This is a genomic window from Streptomyces sp. NPDC006235, assembly GCF_040613735.1.
Taxonomy (GTDB): domain Bacteria; phylum Actinomycetota; class Actinomycetes; order Streptomycetales; family Streptomycetaceae; genus Streptomyces.
Genome location: NZ_JBEXSR010000009.1, coordinates 54,628 through 75,911, shown reverse-complemented (window position 1 = coordinate 75,911; position 21,284 = coordinate 54,628). Strand labels below are relative to the sequence as shown.

The window sequence follows — 21,284 nt, the reverse complement described above, 5'->3', positions numbered from 1 at the left end:
AGGGCCAGCATGTACGCCATGACGACAGCGACCGCCGCTCTCCCCGCCTGTGCACCTGCGCCTGTCTGGGCTCGCCGCGCCGCCCACGCCATCGCGCTGTGCGCCGTCCCGTCCGGCCTGTGGCGCATCGCCATGGCATCCGGTGTCCCTGTGGGCTACAGCGACCAAGTGCTGCGCGACGTCTTCGACATCCCGGGCTGGGGCATCGCATACGTCGTCGGCCTCTCCGTCCTGACCGAGCTGGCCGCCCTGTTTCCGCTGCTGCTCGTCAGCGACCGGTGGAGGCCGCTGCACCCCAGGGTCCTCGCCCCGCTGGCCTGGATCGCCTCGGGCATCCTGGTCCTGGTGGCGCTGTGGCAACTCGTGGTCGCGTTCACCGTCGAGAGCCAGACGTACCTGTCGAGCGGCACGGCACAGACCGTCTGGGGGTTCGTTTTCGCCCCGCTGTTCGCCATTCCGGCTCTGATGACCGCGGTGACCTGGTCGTACGCACAGCGGCACCGGGTCGTCTTCCGGCCTTGACCGTCATGGCGGCCGGACGACCGACCGCAGTGCGGCGAGCTACCGGCTGTACGGACCCGGCGCACTGCCGCGATCACGCCGAGTGGAACGGCTCCGTCAGATGCGGCGTCGCCAGGTGCAGGGTGGTGGCGCTGTCGTGGCCGAGCATGCGCTCTCTCGAGTGCCTGGCCACCTCCGGGTCGGTCTCGTGCGCGTAGGCGAGCTCGGGGTGGAGCAGTTGGAGTGCGTGCACCAGGAGGTCGCCGGTGACGAGTACCAGCTCCCGCCCGTCGGCGACCAGCACGCTCTGGTGGCCGGGCGTGTGACCGGGCGTGGCGACCGCGCGCCCGGTGCGCAGCGGCGTGTCCCCGTCGAGGAGCCGGAGGCGGCCGGCGGCCGTGAGCGGGTCGGTGAGGGTCTCGCGAAGTTGCGGGTTGAGCGCGTCGAGGGCGTCGAACTCGGCCCGCTGGAGCAGGTATTCGGCGTTCGGGAAATAGGGGCGGCGGCCGCCGGTCGATGCGATGCCGTCCACCGCGCCGCCCGTTGACGGGACGGCCGCCTCGGTCACGACCGCCCACCCGACGTGGTCGGTGTGCAGATGTGTGAGGACCACGGTGTCGACTTCCGCCGGGTCGATGCCCGCGGCGGCGAGCGACTCGGGGAGCACACCGGGCACGGGCGCCCACGAGGCGGCCGGGCCGTCCGCCGGACCGATCCCGGCGTCCACGACGGTGAGGCCCTGGTCGCCGCGTATCGCGTAGGCGCGGAAGCGGAGCCGCCAGCGGCCCTCGGCGTCGACCGCGCCCGGGTCGTAACGGTCGGCCTCGGCCCACTGCGCTGCCGTGGCCTCGGGGAAGGCCTCGGCGCGCGGGGAGAAGAACGGGCCCTCTCCGTCGGCGAGGGCGATGATCTCGGTCGAGCCGATCCGGAGGCGGGGAACGCTGAGGGACATGGCCGCGATCCTGCCATGCCGTCCACACGGGTGTGACTCGTCCCAAGCTGTCTTGTTCCCCGGGGCCGTGTCATGCCCGAGGCCGAGACCGCGGCGGTCGGCGGGTTCCCGCCCAACCCGTACGTCCAGCTCGCCTGGCCCACCTTCCGGGAATGGCTCGGCACCCCATCCGACACCGGTCCGGGCACACCACTCCTCCCCTGCCCTTCCCGCTGCTAGCCTCCGTCCGAGGAACCGGTTGCCATGGTGTTGCCGCAGTTCCCGAGGGGTGGGTGCGGACCGGCGCCCGGAGAGACGAGGCAGTCATGACGAGGAAGAGCGGGGACGCGAGCCGCAGCACCATCCGGGACGTGGCGGCCCGCGCGGGGGTCTCGGCGTCGACGGTGTCCCGGGTGCTCGGCGGTGTGTACCCGGTGAGCGCGGCGACGCGCGGGCGCGTGATGCGGGCGGTCCGTGAGCTGGACTACGTGGCCGACGCGCGGGCGAAGGCGGTCGCGGGCGTCGGCACGCCCACGCTGGCGTTCGTGCTGGAGGACATCACCGGCCCGTCGTTCGCGCACATGGCCCACGGCGTCGAGCGCGAGGCGACCCGCCTCGGTCACCTCTGCCTGGTGTGCAGCACGGAGGGGGACGTGCAGCACGAGCTGGAGTTCGTCGAGATGATGCGCGCCCAGCGCGCCGCCGCCGTGATCCTGGTCGGCGGCACCGCCGACACCCCCGCGTACCGCGAACGCACCCACCGCATGGCCGACTCCCTCGCCTCGGCCGGTTCCCGCCTGGTCCTGTGCGGCAGGCCGCCACTGGACCCCGGCGCCCCGGTGACGGTCATCGAGTACGACAACGAGGGCGGCGCCTACACCCTGGTCGCCCACGTCCTCGCCCAGGGCCACCGCCGGGTGCTGTTCCTCGGCGGCCGGGCGGACCACACCACGGCCCTGGGCCGTGAACGCGGCTATCTGGCGGCGCACCGGGCCCGGGGCCTCACACCCGACCCGTCCCTCCTCCTGCACGGCGACTTCACCCGCGACGCGGGCCACCGACTCGTGCAGCAGGCCCTCAAGGACGACCTCGACTTCACGGCCGTGGTGGCCGCCACCGACATGGTCGCGGCCGGCGCCCTCACCGCCCTGCACGAGGCGGGCCTGACCGTCCCCGGCGACGTCTCCCTCGCCGGCTACGACGACATCCCCTTCGCCCGCGACCTGCACCCCGCCCTGACGACGGTCCACGTCCCCTACGAGGAACTCGGCCGCCTCGCCGTCCGCACCGCCCTGGAACACACGCCGGGCGCCCCGGACGAACACCTGCTGCTCGGCACGCACGTGGTGGTGCGCGACTCGGTGGGGCCACCGCCGGCGTGAGGCGCGGTCAGTGCCGGCGGAGCGCCCCGGAGCGGCGGAGCCGCCGTACGGCCGACCGCAGTTCCGTGCTGCGGTTGGGCGGGCCGTCGGCAGGGACCGGCGCGGGTGGGGATTCCTCCGGCGTGACGGCGGCGTCGGTCGCCCACAGGGCGAGTTCGCGGTCCCGGGGGCCGTGCGCCGTGTAGGACAGGCCGTTCTCGGCGTCCGGTGCGCGGTCTCCGAAGACGCGCACCGGGTGGGTCTCGTCCCAGCGTTCCCAGCCCGGGTCGCCGTCCGTGGCGAAGCGCACCCAGGCGGCGTGCATCTCGTCGGCCAGATCCTGCGGGGCGCCTTCCCCGGCCAGTTTGCGGGACTCCGGGACCTCCCCCGTGTCGAAGACGAAGCCGAGTTCCAGCGCGTGGCACGAGCCGAGGTCGGGGAGGTTCGAGGGCCAGGCGAACTCGTAGACGTACGAGGCTTCCGTACGGGCGTCGGCCAGGTGGTGCAGGGGGATGCGCAGGAGGTGGTCGGTGACCAGCTGGCCGACGATCTCCGCCGTGCCCGCCTCGGGGTGCAGGGCGCGGTAGCCGCGCGGGACCTCGCTGCCGCAGTGGCAGCGGGCCATGGCTCCCGCGAAGGCGACGGCCCCGAGGCGGTCGACGCGCTCCAGGAGTCCGCCCGGGACCAGCCACAGCCGGTACTCGTCGCGGGTCCAGCCCATCATCAGCTCGACGCCCGGGGCGGCGCCGCCCTCGGTGAGGGCCTGAAGGGGGTCACGGGGGACGGTGTCGCCGTCGATGACGATGCCGAAGGCGGGGCCGCCGACCACGGGGCTGCTGAGTTTGCCCACCTCGGCCTGGGTGTGCAGCAGCAGGTCGCGGTCGACGGCGGCGAAGGCCTCGGCGGTGGCGGGGATCTTCAGCCGGGACGCCATACGGCGCACCATCCGCCGTACCTTGGCCCGCTCGGACACCTCCGGCGGCCCGCTCTGCAGGACCGCCCGCCGGACCAGTCCCTGCGTCTGCGGGGCGGCGATGAGGGCGCCGATGCTGATCGCCCCGGCGGACTGGCCGAAGAGGGTGATGCGGCCGGGGTCGCCGCCGAAGGCCTCGATGGCCTCGTGCACCCAGGTCAGGGCGGCGATCTGGTCGCGCAGGCCGGGGTTCGGTGGCGTGTCCGGGAACAGGCCGTAGCCTTCGACGCCCAGCCGGTAGTTGACGGAGACGCAGACGACTCCGTCGCGGGCGAAGGCGTGGCCGTCGTAGACGGGGACGGCGGACGAGCCCCTGGTCAGGGCGCCGCCGTGCAGCCAGACGAGGACGGGGAGCCGGGCTCCGGGGTCGGGCTCCGGGGTCCAGATGTTGAGGTTGAGGCAGTCGTCGCCCGGCACGACCGGGTCGGACAGGTAGTGCGCGAAGGCCTCGGAGTACGGGGGTTTTGGTGCAGTGGGGCCGAAGGCGCCCGCGTCGCGGACGCCGTCCCAGGGCGGCAGAGGAACGGGCGGGCGGAAGCGGCGGGGGCCGAACGGGGGCGCGGCGTAGGGGATGCCGCGGAAGACCGCGACTCCCCGCTCGTACCTGCCGCGTACGGATCCGTACGCGCTCTTGACCACGGGATCCGTCTGGCCTGCCGTCATACGCCCACCAGCCCTTCGCCGCGCTCGTGCACCGGGTGATACCAGAGCACCACATGGTCCACCGGTATTCCGGTGCACGAACCGGCTTGACGGCTATTTGGCGTACATCAGCGTGCCGAACCCGAGCTGGTCGAAGCCGCCGCTGGTGGTGCCGTAGTCACCTCCCCCGCCCTCGGGGGCGACGGAGAAGCACATCTGGGCGATGTACTTGTCGTCGAGGAGCAGGCGCCGGCCGTAGTGGTAGTGGAGCATCGCCCACACGGGGCGGACCTGGCCGCGGGATCCGGAGCCGATCACGGTCTGTGACTGCTGGGAGCAGGTCTGCCCGCTGCCCCAGGTGTAGGTGGTGTAGGGCACGTTCATGTTCAGGTTGTACTTGGCGACGTACTGGGCGGCCTTCATGAACCGCCTGCCGTCGTAGGAGTACAGGTCGTCGCCCTGGTTCCAGGCCATCTCGCACAGGGCGCCCATCTGGCCCATGCCCATGACGGTGTGGCCCTGGTCGCGGCCGGACTCCTGCCACTGGCCGAGGTCGTAGCCCTCGACGTTCGGGTAGAGGAACGGCACGGCCCGCTGGATCTGGCCGTTGCCGCCGCCGCTCTTGAAGTAGTTCACGGCCTGGTCGTACTTGGCGCCGTCGTCGCACAGGATCCCGATGGCCATGATCGAGGCCATGTTGCACAGGTCCCAGTTGGCCCAGTAGTTGGTGATGCAGGCGTCGTTGTGCTCGCGCAGGAACCGGTCGTTCAGCGGGTAGAAGACGTTGAGCATCATCGTCTTGAACCGGCCCAGGTCGAACCCGGCGTAGCCGCGCATGAGTTCGGCGACGTTGGCGAACTGCCAGCCGTAGAGACCGGCCGCCAGGTACCGGTCGGCGTTTCCGGTGATGGTGGTGAGCGTGGACGACCAGGCGTTGAGGATGCGCACGGCGCAGTCGGCGTTGGCGGCGGTGCCGCCGACGTGCCAGCGCAGCGCGTTCTGGTAGGCGGCGTGGATGTCGTTGTAGAGCTGGGGGTAGTTCTCGCCGGTGCCGCCGCGGATGATCGTGGCGGTGGGGCGGGGCGTCCAGGTGGACGCCGAGTGGGAGTTGGCGGTCAGCCTGCGCCAGCCCGAGGCCCAGGGGTCGGTGCCCGCGGCGACCCTGACCTTGGCGCGGTTGATGTCGCCGGCGTTGTGCAGCATGCCGGGGTGGGTGAAGGCCGCCGGGGCCGCGTCCGCCGTGGTGGCGGTGGCGGTGGCGCCGAGGGCGAGGGCCGCGGTGAGGCCGCCGGCGGTCTTGAGCAGACCGCGGCGGCTCACCTGGCCGCCCTCGTCGTGCGTGTGGGGGGACGTGCGGCTCATGTGGGGTTCTCCGATCCGTGGAGGACTACATGGGGGTGATGCTCACCTCGTCGAACTCGGTGGTGCTGTGGGTCAGGGGGCTGCGGGAGCAGACCACGAGGCCCACGTAGTAGGGGGCGTCACCGAAGCCGGGGATGTCTCCCTCGGCGAGGGGGGTCCAGGTGGCGCCGTCGTCGGACGAGACGGATGCGGTGAAGTGCGTCCCGGTGCGCTTCAGCCGCAGCAGGCACGGGGCGGTGACCGCCGCGTTGCCCGTGAACGTGGACCTGCCGGCGACGGTCGGGCGCAGCATCAGCTGGGCGCTCGTGCCGCCGGTGACGATCGTCCCGGCCGCCTGGTCGAACGGGGACAGGGACTTGGCCATGAGCAGGCCGACCCGGTCGCCGGTGGCTCCGGCGCGGGAGAGCAGACGGGCGGTGACCTCGCAGTCACCGGTGACGGGCCGTCGTACGAACTGGCCGGTCATGCCCTGGTTGTTGACCGTGAGATCGGTCCCGGCGCCCCGCACCACGAAGGTCCCGTCCTCGTGGGCGGTGCTGCCGGGGGTGCGGACGGCGACGACGCCGAGGGTGCCGTAGGCGCGGTCGTCGAGGACGACATCGCCCAGGTCGCCGTAGGTCCAGGGCGCGGGCGGCGCGGTGCCGACCGTGAGGGTGAGGGTGCCGGTGGCGTCTCCGGCTGCGTTGCCCGCGCTGGCGGTGACCTTGAACTCGCCCGTCTTGGTGGGTGTTCCGGAGATCAGGCCGGTGCGCTTGTCGACGCGCAGGCCGTCGGGCAGCCCGACCGCGGCGAACCGTACGGGTTCGTGCGAGGCGCGCAGGAGGTGCTGGAACGGCACGCCCTTGTTGGCGAACGCCGTGGTGGCGGAGGTCAGTTGCGGCTTGGCGGGTGTCGGCATCGTCGCCGTGGCGGACTCCGACAGGGGGCCGCGTCCGGCGCAGTTGGTCTTGGCGACGGCGTAGTGGTACGTCGTGCCGGGTGTGCCGGTGGCGTCGGCATACCGGACGCGGGTGCCGAAGCCGACCGCTCCGATGCCGGTGGCGATCGTGTCGTAGGGGCCGTCGGCCGCGGCGGCGCGCAGCACCTTGTAGCGGGCGGAGAGGTCCGGGTCGGTCCAGGCCAGTTCGACCGCGTCGGCGCCCGCGGTGGCCCGCAGGTCGCCGGCGGCGGTGGCCGGGCGGGGCACGGACCAGACCTCGCCGCCCGTCCGGGAGACGACGCTGACGTTGTCGAAGGCTCCGGTGCCGGTCTCGGCGTAGTCCTCGTCGACGCCGAGGCAGGAGGTGAGGGTGAGACCGACGTACGCCGTGCTGCCGAGGTCGACGTCCGTGGAGCCGACCTCGGTCCAGCGGATGCCGTCCGGGGAGATGGCGCCGGTGCAGCGGTCGCCCCGGCGGGTCACGCGCACCCAGTAGGGCATGCGCAGCCGGTAGCCGTCGCCGGCGCCCTCGACGTACGGGGCCTGGAGCGGGGTCGCCGACTCGGGCAGTGTGCCGAGGGAGGAGATCGGGAAGGCGGCACTGGTGGTGATCGTCTGCTGCTGGGAGGGCGGCACGGGTGTGCTGCCGGTGCCCTTGACGGCGGCTCCCGCCTTCGGCCGTACGGACCACACGCCGCTCCAGGTGTGCAGCGGCAGGCCCTGGATCAGCATGGCGGCGTGCGCGGCGTCCGCGTCCAGGCCCGCTCGTATCGTGACGCCGATCTTGGAGTACTGGGAGCTGAGCGGATACACGACCCGCGCGGTGATCGTGCCGTCGCCGCGCAGCGGCAGGTACGCCAGCCGGTGCGTGTCGGCGGTGCCGGACGCCTCCAGCACGAACCGCTCGCCGTCGAAGACGGCCGAGCCGGGGATCCGTACCTCCCCGATGTCCCGTGTCGCCCAGGGGTCGGGCAGCCCGGGGACCGCCGCCGCCCAGGCGGAACGGGCGCTGGTTCCGTGGGAGTTGGCGGCCGTGACCGTGTAGTAGGAGGGCCTGCCCGGGCGGGCGTCCCGGTCGGTGTACGCCGGCGTGCCGAGGCCGGTCGCGATCGTCTCGTACGGCCCGTCGGCGGCGGTGGCCCGCAGGACCGTGTAGGACTCGGCCCACGCGGACGGCACCCAGGACACGGTGACGGACTTCTCGCCGCCCACCGCCGTGACACCGGCCGGAGCCGTGGGCCCGGCCGGGGACGGGGCCTTCGTGCCCGCGAAGGTGAGGGTGCCCCAGCTCGGCAGGTCGTCGTTGCTGCCCTCGACGACCCGGGCGCCGCCCGTGCCGCGGAAGACGGCCGCCTTCGTGTAGGGGGTGTCGAGGCCCCGGACACCGGCGTAGTGCGCGTAGGCCATCTCGTAGACGGGGGGCAGGTTTCCGCGCCCGACGGCGGAGACGGACTTCTTGACGTACTTGCCCGTGCGGTCCAGGTCGGGGACGAAGGGCACGTCGCCGCCGAGGTTGTAGCGGGCGGCGTACTCCACGTTCTTCAGCAGCCGGTTGTCGTCGAAGGCGTACAGGTCGACGCCCTGGTTCCAGGCGACCTGCGCGGCGTCCGCGAGCAGGCCGACGGCGAGCTGCTCGTGGCCCTGGTCCCGGCCGGACTCCTGGCCCTGGCCGGCGTCGGTGACGATGCGGTGCGGGACGCTGCCGTTGCCCGCGCCGGCGGCGGCGAAGCGCAGCGCGTCCTCGAAGAGGGTGGGCTCCTCGCAGAACACGCCGATGGCCAGGATGGACTGAATGGACGTCAGGTCCCAGTTGCCGTTGGCGTAGAGCATGTAGCCGGAGATCGCCGGATACCAGACGCGCAGGAAGGACTCCTTGCAGCGGGCGATGTCCTCCTTCGCCCAGCCGTCGTACCCGGTGTACTGGAGCAACTCGGCCGCGTTGACGAACTTGAAGGCCTGAAGTCCGGCGCCGAGTGGCCCGTCCGCTCCGGTGATGGCGGTGAGCGACGCCGACCAGGCGTTGAGGATGTCGCGGGACTTGTCGGCGTAGGCACGCTCACCGGTGATGCACCACATCAGCGCGGTCTGGTAGGCGGCGGCCGAGTCGGCGACGGCCTGGTTCTGGAAGTTGGTGGGGCCGCGGCCCCAGGAGGTGATCTGGCCGGTGTTCTGGATGGTGTAGGTGGCCTTCGAGCGCGCGTGGGCGGCGAGGGCGAGGTAGCCGTCGTGGACCGGGGATTCCTTGGCGGCGACCGCGGCCTTCATGCGGGCCAGGTCGTCGGCGCTGTGCAGCAGCCCGGGGTGCGTGAAGGCACGGAGCCCGGTGGTGGTGTCCTGGGTGGCGGCCCGGGCGGTGCCGGACGCGAGCAGGCCGCTCGCGCCCGACACCAGCAGCAGGGCGGCCGCGCCGCCGAGGAAGCCCCGGCGGCTCGGTGCGGGGGTGCTCATGGGTGTGCTCACAGGGGTGCTTCTCACGGGGACGGTGCTCATGACGCGGCGGCCGCCGCGGCCTCGGCGGTGGTGAGGAACTTCAGGTTCGTCACGTGCTCGTTGACGAACATGGGCACGCCGTCCGAGGCCAGGTACCACTTCGGCTTGCCCGTGCTGTCGGCGATCACCCTGCCGTTGACGCGGAGGTTCTCGAAGGTGACGTCCTTGATCGCGTGCTCCGCGTCGAGGCCGGCGATGATCGAGAGGTCGGCGTTCTTGCCGTTGTAGCTGAGGTCCTTGACGTAGACGGACTCGATGCCGCGGCCTGCCGACGTGTTGTACTTCGGGTTGTACTCGACCCGCATGTGGATGAGCTGGCCCCAGCGGAAGTCCTCCACGCGGATGTCGTCGAACCTGACGTCCCGGACGATGTTGCTGTCGCCGACCATGAAGGCGATGGCGCCCTGGTAGGTGACCTGTGGCTCGCGGTGGTCGAGGATGTCGATGTTCTCGTAGCGCAGGTTCTCCAGCACCTCCGGGGTGTCGGAATTGCCGTGCACGCCGATGTTGATCGGGTGGGCGACGTCGGCCCAGAGGGAGCAGTTCTTGACGGTGATGTTGCGGGTGTCGCCGTAGAAGTCCCAGCGGTGGGTGTAGAGAGCGACGCAGTCGTCGGAGGTGCGCAGGAAGCAGCCGTCGACCGTGACGTTCTCGGAGCAGTAGAGCTGGATGCCGTCACCCCAGCCCTGGTGGCTGAAGGCGCGCACGTTCTTGATGGTGAGGTTCTGGGACTCGGCGACCCGGATGTTCTCGTACCGGGGGTTGAGGATCGTGATGCCGTCGATCGTGACGTTCTCACACTTGCGGATGAACATCGCGCCGGCCGGGGAGTTGTAGAGCACGCCGCGGCCGGTCAGCCGGGAGTTCTCCACGTTCTCGAAGATCACCTGCGAGGTGAGGACGGCGCCGGGGGCCAGGTAGACGGTGGTGCCGCTGGGCACCTTCAGCGTCCCGTCGGGGGTGGTGTGCAGACCGGGCCCGAAGTACATGACCTTCTTGTCGCCCTCGGTGGGCACGTCCTGCTCGATCGGGTTCGCGAACAGGTGCAGGCAGTCGAAGATCTTGTCGTCGATCTGGACGACGAGGTTGCGGGGCCGGTCCAGGGTGAAGCGCGCGGTGCTGCCGAGCACCTCGGGCTTGATGCCGTACGAGTCCGGGCGGATGCGGACCTTCTCGCCGCCGCCCGGGTTGTACGTGACCTCCACCTCGACCGTGCCGGAGAAGTCGAAGGCGGCCCAGGAGGAGCTCTGGGCTCTGTTGCTGCCGGTGGTCGCGTCGATCAGTGCGAGCTTGGCGAGGTAGACGCCGAGCTTCTGCCAGGTGCCGCCGAGCGGCCGGACCTTGACGGTGAAGGAGTTGTTGACAGGCACCTTCGGAAGCGTCGGGTGGATCACCACGCTGTCGCCGGCGGTGCCGGTCTCATCCGCCGCGGCGGCCTGCGCGGTGCCCGCGATGCTGCCGGCCAGGCCGGCGGCGGCGATGACACCGGCGGCCTGGAGGGTGGTTCGGCGTGACAGGGGCGTGTTCATGGGTGACTCCTTGCAAAAGGTTCAGGAAGAGGGGCTACTTCAGTCCGGTCGTGGACATCCCGGCCACGAAACCGCGCTGGGCGATCAGGAAGATCAGCAGGATCGGCACGACGTACATCACGGAGGCCGCGGCCTGGAGGTTGGCGACGGGTGTTCCGGCCGACGTCACGTAGGTGGTCATGACGGCGACGGCCAGCGTCGACTTGTCGGTCGACAGCAGTAGCTGCGGGGCGATGTAGTCGCCCCAGGACCAGGTGAAGGCGATCACGAAGCTCGCGGACAGCACCGGCAAGGACTGCGGCAGGAAGATCCGCCAGAAGATCATGCCGTAGCCGCAGCCGTCGACGATCGCGGCCTCCTCCAGTTCACGGGGCAGCCCGGCGAAGAACTGCCGGAAGAGGAAGACCAGGTAGGGAGCGGCGGCCAGTCCCCAGAACACCCACGGCCAGTACGTGTCGACCATGCCGAGCTTGGCGAAGATCAGGTACGTCGGCAGCAGGGTGATCATCTGGGGCAGCATCATCGAGCCGACGAGAATGCCGAACAGCGTCTTCTTGCCGGGGGCTTCCAGACGGGCGAAACCGAAGCCGACCCAGGCCGAGCTGAGCGTGACGAGCACGGCGTAGATCAGGGCGATGATCAGGGAGTTGCGGGCGTAGCCGAGGAAGTCGATCAGGTTGAAGGCGTCGGCGAAGTTCTGCCACTGGAAGTCGGTGGGCAGCCAGTGCACGGGCGAGGCGGCCAGTTCCGCCGGGGTCTTCAGGCCGGAGAGGATCAGCCAGCCGAAGGGGCCGATGAACAGCCCGGTGAGGGCGACGAGGACCGTGTAGAGGACGAGACGGTTGACGCGCACCCGCACCGGGGGCGCGGAACTCGGCGGCAGGCTGGTGGCGGTCACTTCTTCGCCTCCGGGTCGACGTTGTAGAACACCACACCGGACGTGAACTTGAAGATGAGTCCGGTCACGATGAGGATCAGGACGAAGAGCACCCACAGCAGTGCGGAGGCGTAGCCGTAGCGGCCGAGCGCGAAGTACTGCGAGAAGACGTGCATCATGTACAGGTAGTTGGACTGCGGCAGGGCGGTGACGCCGGCCGTGGTGCCGTCCGGTGACAGCAGCAGCGGCATGATGGTCTGCACGGAGGCGATCACGCCGGTCACGGTCTGGAAGAGCAGCACCGGCGACAGCAGCGGCACGGTGATGCTGCGGAAGGTCCGCCAGGCGCTCGCCCCGTCGATCCGGGCGGCCTCGTGGAGTTCCCGGGGCACGTCCTGGAGCCCCGCCAGCGAGATGATCATGACGTTCCCGGCCGCCCACAGCACACTCATCAGCAGCACGTAGCGGGCGTAGGGGTCGGCGAGCCAGCCCAGCGCGTCGAAGCCGAACAGGGTGATGACGCCGTTGGCGGCACCGGAGTTCTGGTCGAAGAGCGCCTTGAAGGTGAGGCCCACCCCGACCGGGGGCACCACGGCCGGCAGGTAGAGCAGGGTGCGGAACAGCCCGCGCGCCTTGACGGGCCGGTTGACCAGGACGGCGAGCCCGAGCCCGGCGATGATCGACAGCGGCACCGACGTGATCGCGAACAGGCCGGTGCGGCCCAGGGAGTTCCAGGTCTGCGGGTCGGAGAACAACTCGGTGTAGTTGCCGAGGCCGACGTAGCGCCAGTGCGGCGAGATGCCGTCGTACGTGGTGAAGCTCAGCCACAGCGCGTACGCCATCGGCACGATCGTCAGCAGCAGGAAACCGAGGATCCAGGGCGCGGTGAACAGGTAGAAAGCACGATGCCTGCGCGCGGTCATGGAGATCCGGGGCCGCCGGTCCGGCGCGGCACGCCCGGCAGCACTCGCGGCCGGACGGGACCGCCCCGCGACGGGTATCTGGTCGACCGTCATCCCACCTGCTCCTTACCGCGCTTGAGCTGCTCGTTCATGGCCGAGTTCAGGCGGCCCGCCAGGGTGTCGACGGACATCCGGCCGTTCATCGCGGCCGGGGCCTCCTGGTTGAAGAGGGCGTAGAGCGAGTCCGCAGTGGCGTAGGGGGTGTAGGCGATCACCGAGAAGTGCTTCAGCTCGGCGTTCTGCACCTTCAGCACGCGCTTCTGGTAGTCCTCCTGGGCCGGCATCAGCGGGCGCAGGGACTTCAGCGTGGGGATGCCCCAGCCGCTGGAGGCGCGGGCCTTGGCCGGTCCCTCGCCGAAGAACCACTCGAAGACCCGCCAGGCGGCGTCCTTGTTCTTCGCCTTCTTCGGCATCCACAGTCCGGTGCCGGCCTGGCAGGGGCTGATCCGCCGGCCGCCCTCGAACATGGGGGCCGGGGCGAGGCGGGCGTGTGGCGCCAGCTTCTTGTCGGCGTTGATCAGGCCGCCGAGCCAGTAGCCGGAGTTGGACATGGCCATGCGGTTCGCCTGGAACGTGGGACCGTCCCAGGTGTTGGGGTCCGGCTGGATGATGCTGGGGCCGACCCTGGTCCGGCCGTACTCGACGTACCAGTTCAGCGCCTTGCGGGCCTCGGGGGTGGTGAAGTCCACCCGGGAGAAGTCGTCGTTGAACAGGCTCCCGCCCGCCGCCGCCGTCAGGCTCGCGAGGAGGTTGGGCGTCAGCACGCCGTTGTAACTGCCGCCGAAGACGGTCGTCTGGCCGCTCTTGCGCCGGGTGAGCCGCTTGGCGTTCTCCAGCCACTCCTCGAAGGTGACCGGCTCGGTCTCGGGCGGGTAGTCGACGCCCGCCTTGTCGAAGAGGGCGGTGTTGTACCAGTACATGGAGTCCTGGGAGAAGTCCTTCGCCATGCCGTAGCGGGGGCCCTTGCCCTGGGTGCGGCCGTCGAAGCGCCACAGGTCGTTGACCGGATCCAGGTCGTCGACCCGGAGGACGCTGCTCCCGGCGAAGTAGGGGTCGAGGTTCTCCATCACGTCCCGCGCCGCGAAGTAGGGCGCGTCGGTGGCGCCGACACCGCGAACCAGGTCGGGCGGGGCGCCGTTGGTCATCATGCCGATGAACTTGGTGATGTCGTAGCGCACCGTGACGATCTTGACGCCGATGTCCTTCTGGGCCTGTCTGATCAGCTCCGGGGAGATGTCGTCGGGCTTGACCATCAGCGTGACCGTGTCGCCGTCGCCGCTGACGCCGCCGGAGACCCGCATCGCGCAGCCGCTCAGCGCCGCCGTGCCGGTCGCGGCGCCGGCCGCGGAGAGGGCGAGGAATCGGCGGCGGCTCAGGGAAGCACCAGCATGTGGGTGCATGAACGCACCACCTCCTTGCTTTTCCGGCTTGCTGTGGCAACCGGTTGTTGTGCGTGGGGCAGAGCTTCTTGCCGTCGCGGTGGCGCGTCAAGAGCCTTGACGAGTTTTCGAAAAGACTGTGTAACCTCGGTGTCATCAGCCAGAGCGCCGGTCAGTCCTGTTTTCGGCCGTCGCGATCAAGCCGCCGACGGGTGGCGGGACGCCCCTGACCAGGGGCGGTTGGGACCGCGTCTCGGCAACAAACTTGGGAACCGGTTGCCGAAGTGGTCTGCTGAGGGCTCGGGTACCGAGGGCGGCGCAGTCTGCCTCCACCTCCGCGCATCGAAACGCCAGTAACCGATTACCAAGACAAGCCGTGCCGCACCTCCGAGGGACGGAGGCTCGGGCCACCTCACTTACTGACAGCTGCCGCCCGGTCCTGCCGATTGACCGCCGCTTCCCGGCGGATCTACGGTAGAAGGCGCTTTCTGAAACTGTTTCCATCCTCTGCTCCAGGAGTGTCATGCCCAGCCCTCAGCTGCCGCGGGCCGTGTTCGCGATGGACCCGGTACACCTCCCGCTGCTCTTTCCTCCGCCGCTGATGGAGCGGCTGAGGCGCACGGCCGACATCGATCCCGGGTTGGTCGTGCGGGACTTCACCGATCCGGCCGCGGCCGGCGCCCTGGCCTGTGCCGAGGTGCTGATCACCGGCTGGGGCTGCCCGCATCTGGACGCCGGCGCCCTCGCGGCGGCCCCGAAGCTGGACGCCGTCCTGCACGCGGCCGGGTCCGTGCGCTCCCTGGTCGGCGACGCCCTGTGGGAGCGCGGCGTGAAGGTGTCCAGCGCGGTGACGGGCAACGCCGTGCCCGTCGCGGAGTACACGCTCGCGATGATCCTGCTCGTGGGCAAGGACGCCTTCGACCACCGCGAGCGCTTCCGCCGCACGCACGCCTATCCGGGCCCCGCGGAGACGGCGGCGACCGGCAACCTCGGCCGCCGGGTCGGTGTCATCGGCGCGTCCCGTGTGGGCCGCCGACTGCTGGAACTGCTGCGGCCGTTCGACCTCACCGTCCTGCTGCACGACCCGTACGTGAGCCCGGCCGAGGCCGCCGCCCTCGGTGCCGAGTCGCTGCCGCTGGAGGACCTGCTCCGACACAGCGACATCGTGAGTCTGCACGCCCCCGACATCCCCGAGACCCACCACATGCTCGACCGCGACCGGCTCGCCCTGGTGCGGGACGGCGGCGTGCTCATCAACACCGCCCGCGGCGCGCTGGTCGACCACGACGCGCTCGCCGACGAGCTGGTCTCCGGCCGGCTCAGCGCGGTCCTCGACGTCACGGACCCGGAGCCGCTGCCGGCCGGTTCACCGCTGTACCACCTGCCCAACGTGTTCCTCACGCCGCACATCGCGGGCTCCCTGGGCAACGAACTGGAGCGGCTCGGACGCATCGTGGTGGAGGAACTGGAGCGCCTGGTGTCGGGCGCGCCGCCGGCCCACGAGGTGCTGCGGGCGGATCTGGCCCGGGTGGCGTGACGCCGTGGCGGTCGGACGGTCCGGACTCAGGCCGGGTCGAGCGGGACCGGCACCGTTCCCCGGCGGACACGCCATGACAGGCGGCCCTGCGGCCGGGCGACGCGGCCCTGGGGTCGGACGGCGCGGCTCTGGGGTTGGACGGCGCGACTGTGTGGTCGGACGACGAGGCCCTGCAACCGGGCGACGCGGCCCTGCCACGGGACGGCGCGGCCCTGCAAGCGGACGACGAGGAAGGAGCGCGAAGTCGACCGCCGTGCCCTCACTCGGGGGACGGTCTCGTCACTCCGAGATCCTCGCGCATGGTCGTGCGCATCCTGGACAGGTCTTGCCAGCCCTGCTTGATCGCATCCCGCACGCCCTCGATGTCGTCGCCGTCGCGCGTGGTGCCGCGAGTGAGGCGGGCCAGGACGCCGTAGACGGAGTTCAGGTCGCTGTCGACCCGTCCCACCTCCGTCAGCACGACATCCGGCACGATCATCTGGGCCTCGGCGTAGCGGCGGCGGTAGTCCACGCGGGCCGCCTCCACCGTGGTCAGCGACTCCTGCGGGTCGTACCCGATGCGCAGTGCGTGGGAGTGGTCGTTGAGGGTGGCCAGATAGTGGCGGGCGGCGGCGTTGAGCTCCGTGTACGCCGCTGTGCGGGCCTCGCGGCCCGACTCGGCTCGCCGGGCGGCCGTCTCGGCGCGGCGTGTTCCCTCGAGTCGTTCCCACTCCTCGCGGCGGGACGCGTCTCCCCGGCGCTGGGTCAACCACGCCGAACCAAGCGTGCCGCCCACACCCACCACCGCCGCCAACAGCCCCGCCACAGTCGGATCCATCGCGCCTCCCCCGCGCCGACAGCGCCTCGGTACCGCCCCTCAGTGTGCCTGGCGGAGGCGCTCCGCCACAGAACGCGTTGCGGCTCGGTGACCAGCGGCCGGGGGATGCGACGCGGCATGTCGCGGCAGGGCAGGCGATTCCCTCACACGTCATGCCGGGCAGGCCCGTCCAGCCCCTGTCCACAGGCCCTCCGGCCCTGGAGTAACGATGGGATACGGTTTCCGCACGGCGCGGGTACGACCCCGGCGGCAGGCGCGGCCCGGACCGCCACCGACCGGACGACAGCAGGCCGGGCCACTACCGTGAAGGAGCCGCAAGGGTGAGTCAGCGCAAGGCGACGAGCGACGCCGGACGGGCGACCATTCGCGACGTCGCGGAGCGGGCCGGCGTCTCCGTGGCCAGCGTCTCGCGGGTGCTGTCGGGCAACTACCCGGTGTCGGAGGAGCTGCGCCGCCGGGTGATGAAGGTGGTCCGGGACCTGGACTACGTCACCAACGCCCATGCGCGTTCGCTGGCAGGCGGCGGCACCCCGACGGTGGCGATCCTCATCAACAACATCACCGGCGCCGCGTTCGCGCATGTCGCCAAGGGCGTCGAGGGCGCCGCGACTCTGCGCGGCTGGCTCTCCCTGGTCGGCACGACCGGCGACGACCCGGAGCGGGAACTGGCCCTGGTGAACCTGATGCGCCAGCAGGGCGTGGCCGCCGTGATCCTGCTGGGCGGCGCGTACGACTACGACGAGTACCAGCTGCGCATGGCCCGCTTCGCCCGTTCGCTGGACGCGGCAGGCTCGCATCTGGTCCTGGTGGGCCGGCCGCCGCTGGAGGGCGACGTCCCGGCGACGACCGTCGACTACGACAACGAGGGCGGCGCGTACGCGATGGCCAGCCACCTGCTGTCGGCGGGACACCGGCGCGTCCTGGTCCTGCCGGGACATGCCGAACTGACCACCGCGCAGGGCCGGTTGAGGGGAGCGCAGCGGGCCTTCGAGGCGTACGGCGTGCCGTTCGACCCGGGTATGGTCCGGCACGGCCCGTACGACTACGAGCACGGGTACGAGGCCGTCGAGGCGGCCCTGCACGAGACGCCGGACTTCACCGCCGTGCTCGCGGGGACGGACGTGGTCGCGGCGGGCGCCATGCAGGCACTGCGCGCGGCGGGTCTGCGGGTGCCCGAGGACGTCTCGATCGTCGGCTACGACGACATCCCGCTCGCGTCGCAGCTCACTCCCCAACTGACCACGGTGCACGTGCCGTACGAGGAGATGGGCCGCGTCGCGCTGCGCGCGGTGGCCGACCGGCGCGAGGGGGGCGCGGGGCGGCGCAAGAGCGCCGACGGCGACCATCTGGTGCTGGGTACGCATGTCGTGGTCCGTAACTCGGTGCAGCCGCCGGGGCAGCACGGGTAGCGGACAGCGGGGCGGCCAGGCGTCGTTACGTAACCGGTTTCCACAGCCCTTGCGGCCCGTTCGAGATTTCGTCGGCGGGCCCGTCCGGGCGCAGGACCGGCTTGCCTCATACCTCATTGACCTGCACATATTCGAGTCGGAGCGTGAGCGGATGCCTCGCTTCCGGAGATAACGCGGCGGACAATCCGCCGTAACAAATTTCCGCGCACCTCTTGCTAAGAGCTGAGCCGTCCGCCTACCGTCCCAGCAACCGCTTACTACAGCTTCTTCTTACGCTTGGCCGAACCCCCCGCAACCGCGAGCCGACGGTTTCCGGCCGCCGTTCCTGGCCAGCACCACCGAGCCGCTGCCGTCCTCTCGTTCTGAGAACGCCTATTCCGAAGGATCACGGTCAGATGAACTTCACCAGCCCCCGGAGAAGGTTCGCCTCCGCCGCTGTCGCGGGTATCGCGCTGACAGGTCTCCTCTCCGCCTGCGGCGGATCCGGCTCGGGTGACGACGCCGCGTCGAAGTCCGGCCCGGTCACCCTCCCCTTCTGGGGCTGGGCCAACGGCCAGGAGGCGGTCGTCAAGGCGTTCAACGCCTCGCACAAGGACATCCAGCTGAAGTACACCAAGGTCACCGACCAGCTGACCATGCAGAAGCAGCTGACCAACGCGGTGAAGGCCGGCAACGCCCCCTGTCTGGTGCAGAACACCGCCGAGTACGTGACCAGCTGGGTCTCGCAGGGCGCGCTCGCCGACATCACGCGTTACGTCGAGGGCGAGAAGGACAAGTTCAACACCGGCGCCTGGGCGAGCGCGCAGGTGCAGGGCAAGCTCTACGGCGTTCCCACCAGCTCGGCGCCCCAGTTCACGATCTACCGCACGGACATCTTCAAGAAGTACGGCCTGAAGCCCCCGGCGACCTGGGACGACTTCATCACCGCGGGCAAGGAGCTGAAGAAGCACAACATCAAGATCACCAACTACGCCGGTGAGGACCCGAGCACCCTGGAGGTGCTCGCGATGCAGGCCGGTGCACACTGGTACGCGATCGACGGCGACGCCTGGAAGGTGGACTTCCAGGACGAGGGCACCCTCAAGGCCGCGAAGGTGATCCAGGAGATCATCGACAACGACCTGAACGCCAAGCTGTCCTTCGCCGACTACGCGGCCGTGCAGCGCAGCTACGACACCGGTGCCACCGCGACCCGGCAGATCTCCACCTGGCAGATGGCCGGCATGGTGCAGAACTTCACCAAGTCCTTCGGCGACTGGGCCCTGGCCCCGTGGCCGACGTACAAGGGCGAGACGCCCAAGACGCCGGCCGGTACCAACCTGACCGGCAGCGTGACCCTGGTGACCGAGCAGTGCAAGAACCAGGAGCAGGCGGCGCAGGCCGCGCTGTGGATGTCGACGAACCAGGACGCGGTCAAGACCATGGCGAGCCCGGAGACGGGCAACGGCGTGATGCCGGCGCTGGCCGACAGCAAGTCCTACGTCGGTGAGTCGATCTCGCAGAAGCTGCTCGGCAAGAACTACGAGCCGGCGCAGAAGGTCGTGACGGACAGCCTGGGCACCGTCACCACCGACTGGACCTTCGGGCCCAACTGGACGGCGATGTTCACCGAGCTGCAGGCGGGCTGGGCCAAGGTCGTCAACAAGGAGCAGACGGTCACCGACCTGCTCGCGCACATGCAGCAGTGGACGGTCAAGGACCTGAAGTCCCGCGGTATCAGCGTCAAGGGCTGAGGCATTCGATGATTCGCTCCCTGCGCTGGAAAGGTGCCGCGTTCACGGTGCCTTTCCAGCTCGGCTTCGTCTTCCTGTATCTCCTCCCGATCGGCTACGCCGTCTACGAGTCGCTGTTCACGGAGAAGCAGTCCGGGCTGGGCCTCGGCGGCGCCACCACGGAGTTCGTCGGGCTCGACAACTACAGCCAGGGGCTGACGGACTCGGCGTTCATGAACTCCATCCTGCGGGTGGTGCTCTTCGCCTGTGTGCAGATCCCGTTCATGCTGCTGATCAGCCTGCTGCTGGCGCTGTTCCTGGACGCGGTCACCTCCAGGGTGGCGAGCCGGTTCCGGATCCTGCTGCTGGTGCCGTACATGATCCCCGGCGTGGTCGCGGCGATCGTGTGGGTCAACCTCTACAGCCCGGACGTCGGCCCGCTGACCCCGATCGGCAAGACCCTCGGGCTCGACTGGAACTTCTTCGCGCCGTCGATGGTGTGGCCGTCCATCGGCAATCTGCTGACCTGGCACGGCATCGGCTACAACATGGTGATCATCTACTCGGCGCTCCAGGGCGTGCCCCGCGAGCTGTTCGAGGCGGCCCGGCTCGACGGCGCCTCCGAGCTGAGGATCGCGCGCAGCATCAAGATTCCGTACGTGCGCGGGGCGCTGGTGCTGACGGGTCTGCTGTCGATCATCCAGATGCTCCAGATCTTCAACGAGCCGGCGCTGTTCCGGAACATCACTCCGCAGACGGTCAGCGACAGCTTCACCCCGATCATGATCATCTACAACCAGGCGTTCAACGCGGGCAACTACAACTACGCGGCCGCCCTGTCCGTGCTGCTCGCCCTGATCCTGGGCGTGGCCTCCTTCCTCTTCTACCGGCTCACCTCGAAGGAGGCCGACTGATGGTGCTGACCGAGCACACCACCGAGCGGCCCCCCGTCCGCAGCGTCCGGCGCCTTGCCCGCCCGGACGCGGCCTCCCGCGGGCGGGGTGGTCAGCGCTTCCTGCTGGTCGGGCTGATCCTGGCCAGCGTCTACAGCCTGTTCCCGGTGTGGTGGCTGATCGTCGCCGCGACCAAGGACCGCACGGCGCTGTACCAGAGCAACGGCCTGTGGTTCTCCGGCTGGCACCTGTGGGACAACCTGCAGCAGGTGTTCACCTACCAGGACGGCATCTTCCTGCGGTGGACGGCCAACTCGTTCCTGTACGCCGGGGTCGGCTCGCTCGGCGGCACGCTGATCGCGCTCGCAACCGGTTACGGACTGGCGCGCTTCGACTTCCCCGGCCGCAACGTGATCTTCGCGTGTGTCGTGGGCTCGTTCCTGATCCCGATCGCGCTGCTCACGCTGCCGCTGTATCTGCTGTTCTCGGCGCTCGGCATGGTGGACACCCCGTGGGCGATGCTGATCCCCTGCCTGATCAACCCGTTCAGCGTGTATCTGGCCAAGGTGTACACCGAGGCCACGGTCCCCTACGAGCTGCTGGAGGCGGCCCGGATCGACGGTGCCGGCGAGCTGCGGATCTTCTTCAGCATCGTGCTGCGGATGATGACGACGGGCGGTGCGACGGTGTTCCTGCTGGCCTTCGTCAACACCTGGAACGCCTTCTTCCTGCCGCTGACCGTGCTCCGCGGCAAGGAGAACTGGACGCTCAACCTCGGCCTCTACAACTGGACCGGCACCCGCCTGGAGTCCGGCATCGATCTGACGGGCCTGGTGCTGACCGGCGCGCTGCTGTCCATCGTCCCGATGGCGATCATGATGGTCGCGATGCGCCGCTACTGGCGATCGGGCGTGACACTCGGCGCCCTCAAGTGACCGGGGCTCCGGTGACCGGGGCCTCCTGTAACCGGCGCCCTCAAGTGACCGGAGC

General features: G+C 70.3%; 16 protein-coding genes. 7 read left to right on the top strand and 9 right to left on the bottom strand.

All coding sequences use genetic code 11. The features are described 5' to 3' along the window. The first annotated feature begins 9 nt into the window (after positions 1–9). Entirely contained in the window at positions 10–522 is a 513-nt protein-coding gene (locus ABZ192_RS13875) for a hypothetical protein (RefSeq protein WP_356924839.1), read from the top strand. A 73-nt stretch (positions 523–595) separates the two neighbouring features. Here ABZ192_RS13875 and ABZ192_RS13870 read toward each other — a convergent pair whose 3' ends face one another. Beyond that, on the bottom strand, positions 596–1,453 hold the full coding sequence (locus ABZ192_RS13870) for an MBL fold metallo-hydrolase (protein ID WP_356924710.1): 858 nt from the start codon (positions 1,451–1,453) through the stop codon (positions 596–598). A 305-nt stretch (positions 1,454–1,758) separates the two neighbouring features. On the opposite strand from ABZ192_RS13870, the gene ABZ192_RS13865 reads away from it, so the two are divergent. Then, entirely contained in the window at positions 1,759–2,814 is a 1,056-nt protein-coding gene (locus ABZ192_RS13865) for a LacI family DNA-binding transcriptional regulator (RefSeq protein ID WP_356924709.1), read from the top strand. A 7-nt stretch (positions 2,815–2,821) separates the two neighbouring features. On the opposite strand, the gene ABZ192_RS13860 is transcribed toward ABZ192_RS13865, so the two are convergent. The 7 genes from ABZ192_RS13860 to ABZ192_RS13830 all read right to left on the bottom strand — a co-directional run bounded on the left by ABZ192_RS13860 (position 2,822) and on the right by ABZ192_RS13830 (position 13,947). Further along, the gene (locus ABZ192_RS13860) at positions 2,822–4,429 is read right to left on the bottom strand and encodes a carboxylesterase family protein (RefSeq protein ID WP_356924708.1); all 1,608 of its coding nucleotides are present in this window, start codon (positions 4,427–4,429) and stop codon (positions 2,822–2,824) included. 93 nt (positions 4,430–4,522) lie between these two features. Beyond that, on the bottom strand, positions 4,523–5,770 hold the full coding sequence (locus ABZ192_RS13855) for an alginate lyase family protein (RefSeq protein WP_356924707.1): 1,248 nt from the start codon (positions 5,768–5,770) through the stop codon (positions 4,523–4,525). Positions 5,771–5,795: 25 nt separating this feature from the next. Then, a complete protein-coding gene (locus tag ABZ192_RS13850; RefSeq protein WP_356924706.1) occupies positions 5,796–9,137 on the bottom strand; it encodes an alginate lyase family protein in 3,342 nt (1,113 codons plus the stop codon). 38 nt (positions 9,138–9,175) lie between these two features. Next, positions 9,176–10,708: a glycosyl hydrolase family 28 protein gene (locus tag ABZ192_RS13845; protein ID WP_356924705.1), complete on the bottom strand. Its 1,533-nt coding sequence runs from the start codon at positions 10,706–10,708 to the stop codon at positions 9,176–9,178. 34 nt (positions 10,709–10,742) lie between these two features. Continuing rightward, entirely contained in the window at positions 10,743–11,606 is an 864-nt protein-coding gene (locus ABZ192_RS13840; RefSeq protein ID WP_356924704.1) for a carbohydrate ABC transporter permease, read from the bottom strand. After that, positions 11,603–12,601, bottom strand: a complete 999-nt coding sequence (locus tag ABZ192_RS13835; protein WP_356924703.1) for a sugar ABC transporter permease — start codon at positions 12,599–12,601, stop codon at positions 11,603–11,605. Before ABZ192_RS13835 ends, ABZ192_RS13840 begins: the two co-directional genes overlap by 4 nt. Continuing rightward, entirely contained in the window at positions 12,598–13,947 is a 1,350-nt protein-coding gene (locus ABZ192_RS13830; protein ID WP_356924702.1) for an extracellular solute-binding protein, read from the bottom strand. Before ABZ192_RS13830 ends, ABZ192_RS13835 begins: the two co-directional genes overlap by 4 nt. 502 nt (positions 13,948–14,449) lie before the next feature. Between ABZ192_RS13830 and ABZ192_RS13825 the strand changes: the two genes are divergently transcribed. Next, on the top strand, positions 14,450–15,463 hold the full coding sequence (locus tag ABZ192_RS13825; protein ID WP_356924701.1) for a hydroxyacid dehydrogenase: 1,014 nt from the start codon (positions 14,450–14,452) through the stop codon (positions 15,461–15,463). 259 nt (positions 15,464–15,722) lie between these two features. On the opposite strand, the gene ABZ192_RS13820 is transcribed toward ABZ192_RS13825, so the two are convergent. Beyond that, the gene (locus ABZ192_RS13820) at positions 15,723–16,280 is read right to left on the bottom strand and encodes a hypothetical protein (RefSeq protein ID WP_356924700.1); all 558 of its coding nucleotides are present in this window, start codon (positions 16,278–16,280) and stop codon (positions 15,723–15,725) included. A 320-nt stretch (positions 16,281–16,600) separates the two neighbouring features. Here ABZ192_RS13820 and ABZ192_RS13815 point away from each other — a divergent pair, with 320 nt between their 5' ends. From ABZ192_RS13815 to ABZ192_RS13800, 4 genes are all read left to right on the top strand, one after another. Next, on the top strand, positions 16,601–17,689 hold the full coding sequence (locus tag ABZ192_RS13815) for a LacI family DNA-binding transcriptional regulator (RefSeq protein ID WP_356924699.1): 1,089 nt from the start codon (positions 16,601–16,603) through the stop codon (positions 17,687–17,689). A gap of 395 nt (positions 17,690–18,084) precedes the next feature. Then, positions 18,085–19,422: an extracellular solute-binding protein gene (locus ABZ192_RS13810; RefSeq protein ID WP_356924698.1), complete on the top strand. Its 1,338-nt coding sequence runs from the start codon at positions 18,085–18,087 to the stop codon at positions 19,420–19,422. A gap of 8 nt (positions 19,423–19,430) precedes the next feature. Continuing rightward, the gene (locus tag ABZ192_RS13805) at positions 19,431–20,315 is read left to right on the top strand and encodes a sugar ABC transporter permease (protein WP_356924697.1); all 885 of its coding nucleotides are present in this window, start codon (positions 19,431–19,433) and stop codon (positions 20,313–20,315) included. Continuing rightward, a complete protein-coding gene (locus tag ABZ192_RS13800; protein ID WP_356924696.1) occupies positions 20,315–21,229 on the top strand; it encodes a carbohydrate ABC transporter permease in 915 nt (304 codons plus the stop codon). Before ABZ192_RS13805 ends, ABZ192_RS13800 begins: the two co-directional genes overlap by 1 nt. Positions 21,230–21,284 lie beyond the last annotated feature (55 nt).

Excerpts from the sequence above, each read along its gene's own strand:
- ABZ192_RS13875 (WP_356924839.1), top strand. The coding sequence starts at position 10 with ATGTACGCCATGACGACAGCGACCGCCGCTCTCCCCGCCTGTGCACCT.
- ABZ192_RS13870 (WP_356924710.1), bottom strand. The coding sequence starts at position 1,453 with ATGTCCCTCAGCGTTCCCCGCCTCCGGATCGGCTCGACCGAGATCATC.
- ABZ192_RS13865 (WP_356924709.1), top strand. The coding sequence starts at position 1,759 with ATGACGAGGAAGAGCGGGGACGCGAGCCGCAGCACCATCCGGGACGTG.
- ABZ192_RS13860 (WP_356924708.1), bottom strand. The coding sequence starts at position 4,429 with ATGACGGCAGGCCAGACGGATCCCGTGGTCAAGAGCGCGTACGGATCC.
- ABZ192_RS13855 (WP_356924707.1), bottom strand. The coding sequence starts at position 5,770 with ATGAGCCGCACGTCCCCCCACACGCACGACGAGGGCGGCCAGGTGAGC.
- ABZ192_RS13850 (WP_356924706.1), bottom strand. The coding sequence starts at position 9,137 with ATGAGCACCCCCGCACCGAGCCGCCGGGGCTTCCTCGGCGGCGCGGCC.
- ABZ192_RS13845 (WP_356924705.1), bottom strand. The coding sequence starts at position 10,708 with ATGAACACGCCCCTGTCACGCCGAACCACCCTCCAGGCCGCCGGTGTC.
- ABZ192_RS13835 (WP_356924703.1), bottom strand. The coding sequence starts at position 12,601 with ATGACGGTCGACCAGATACCCGTCGCGGGGCGGTCCCGTCCGGCCGCG.
- ABZ192_RS13830 (WP_356924702.1), bottom strand. The coding sequence starts at position 13,947 with ATGCACCCACATGCTGGTGCTTCCCTGAGCCGCCGCCGATTCCTCGCC.
- ABZ192_RS13825 (WP_356924701.1), top strand. The coding sequence starts at position 14,450 with ATGCCCAGCCCTCAGCTGCCGCGGGCCGTGTTCGCGATGGACCCGGTA.
- ABZ192_RS13820 (WP_356924700.1), bottom strand. The coding sequence starts at position 16,280 with ATGGATCCGACTGTGGCGGGGCTGTTGGCGGCGGTGGTGGGTGTGGGC.
- ABZ192_RS13810 (WP_356924698.1), top strand. The coding sequence starts at position 18,085 with ATGAACTTCACCAGCCCCCGGAGAAGGTTCGCCTCCGCCGCTGTCGCG.
- ABZ192_RS13805 (WP_356924697.1), top strand. The coding sequence starts at position 19,431 with ATGATTCGCTCCCTGCGCTGGAAAGGTGCCGCGTTCACGGTGCCTTTC.
- ABZ192_RS13800 (WP_356924696.1), top strand. The coding sequence starts at position 20,315 with ATGGTGCTGACCGAGCACACCACCGAGCGGCCCCCCGTCCGCAGCGTC.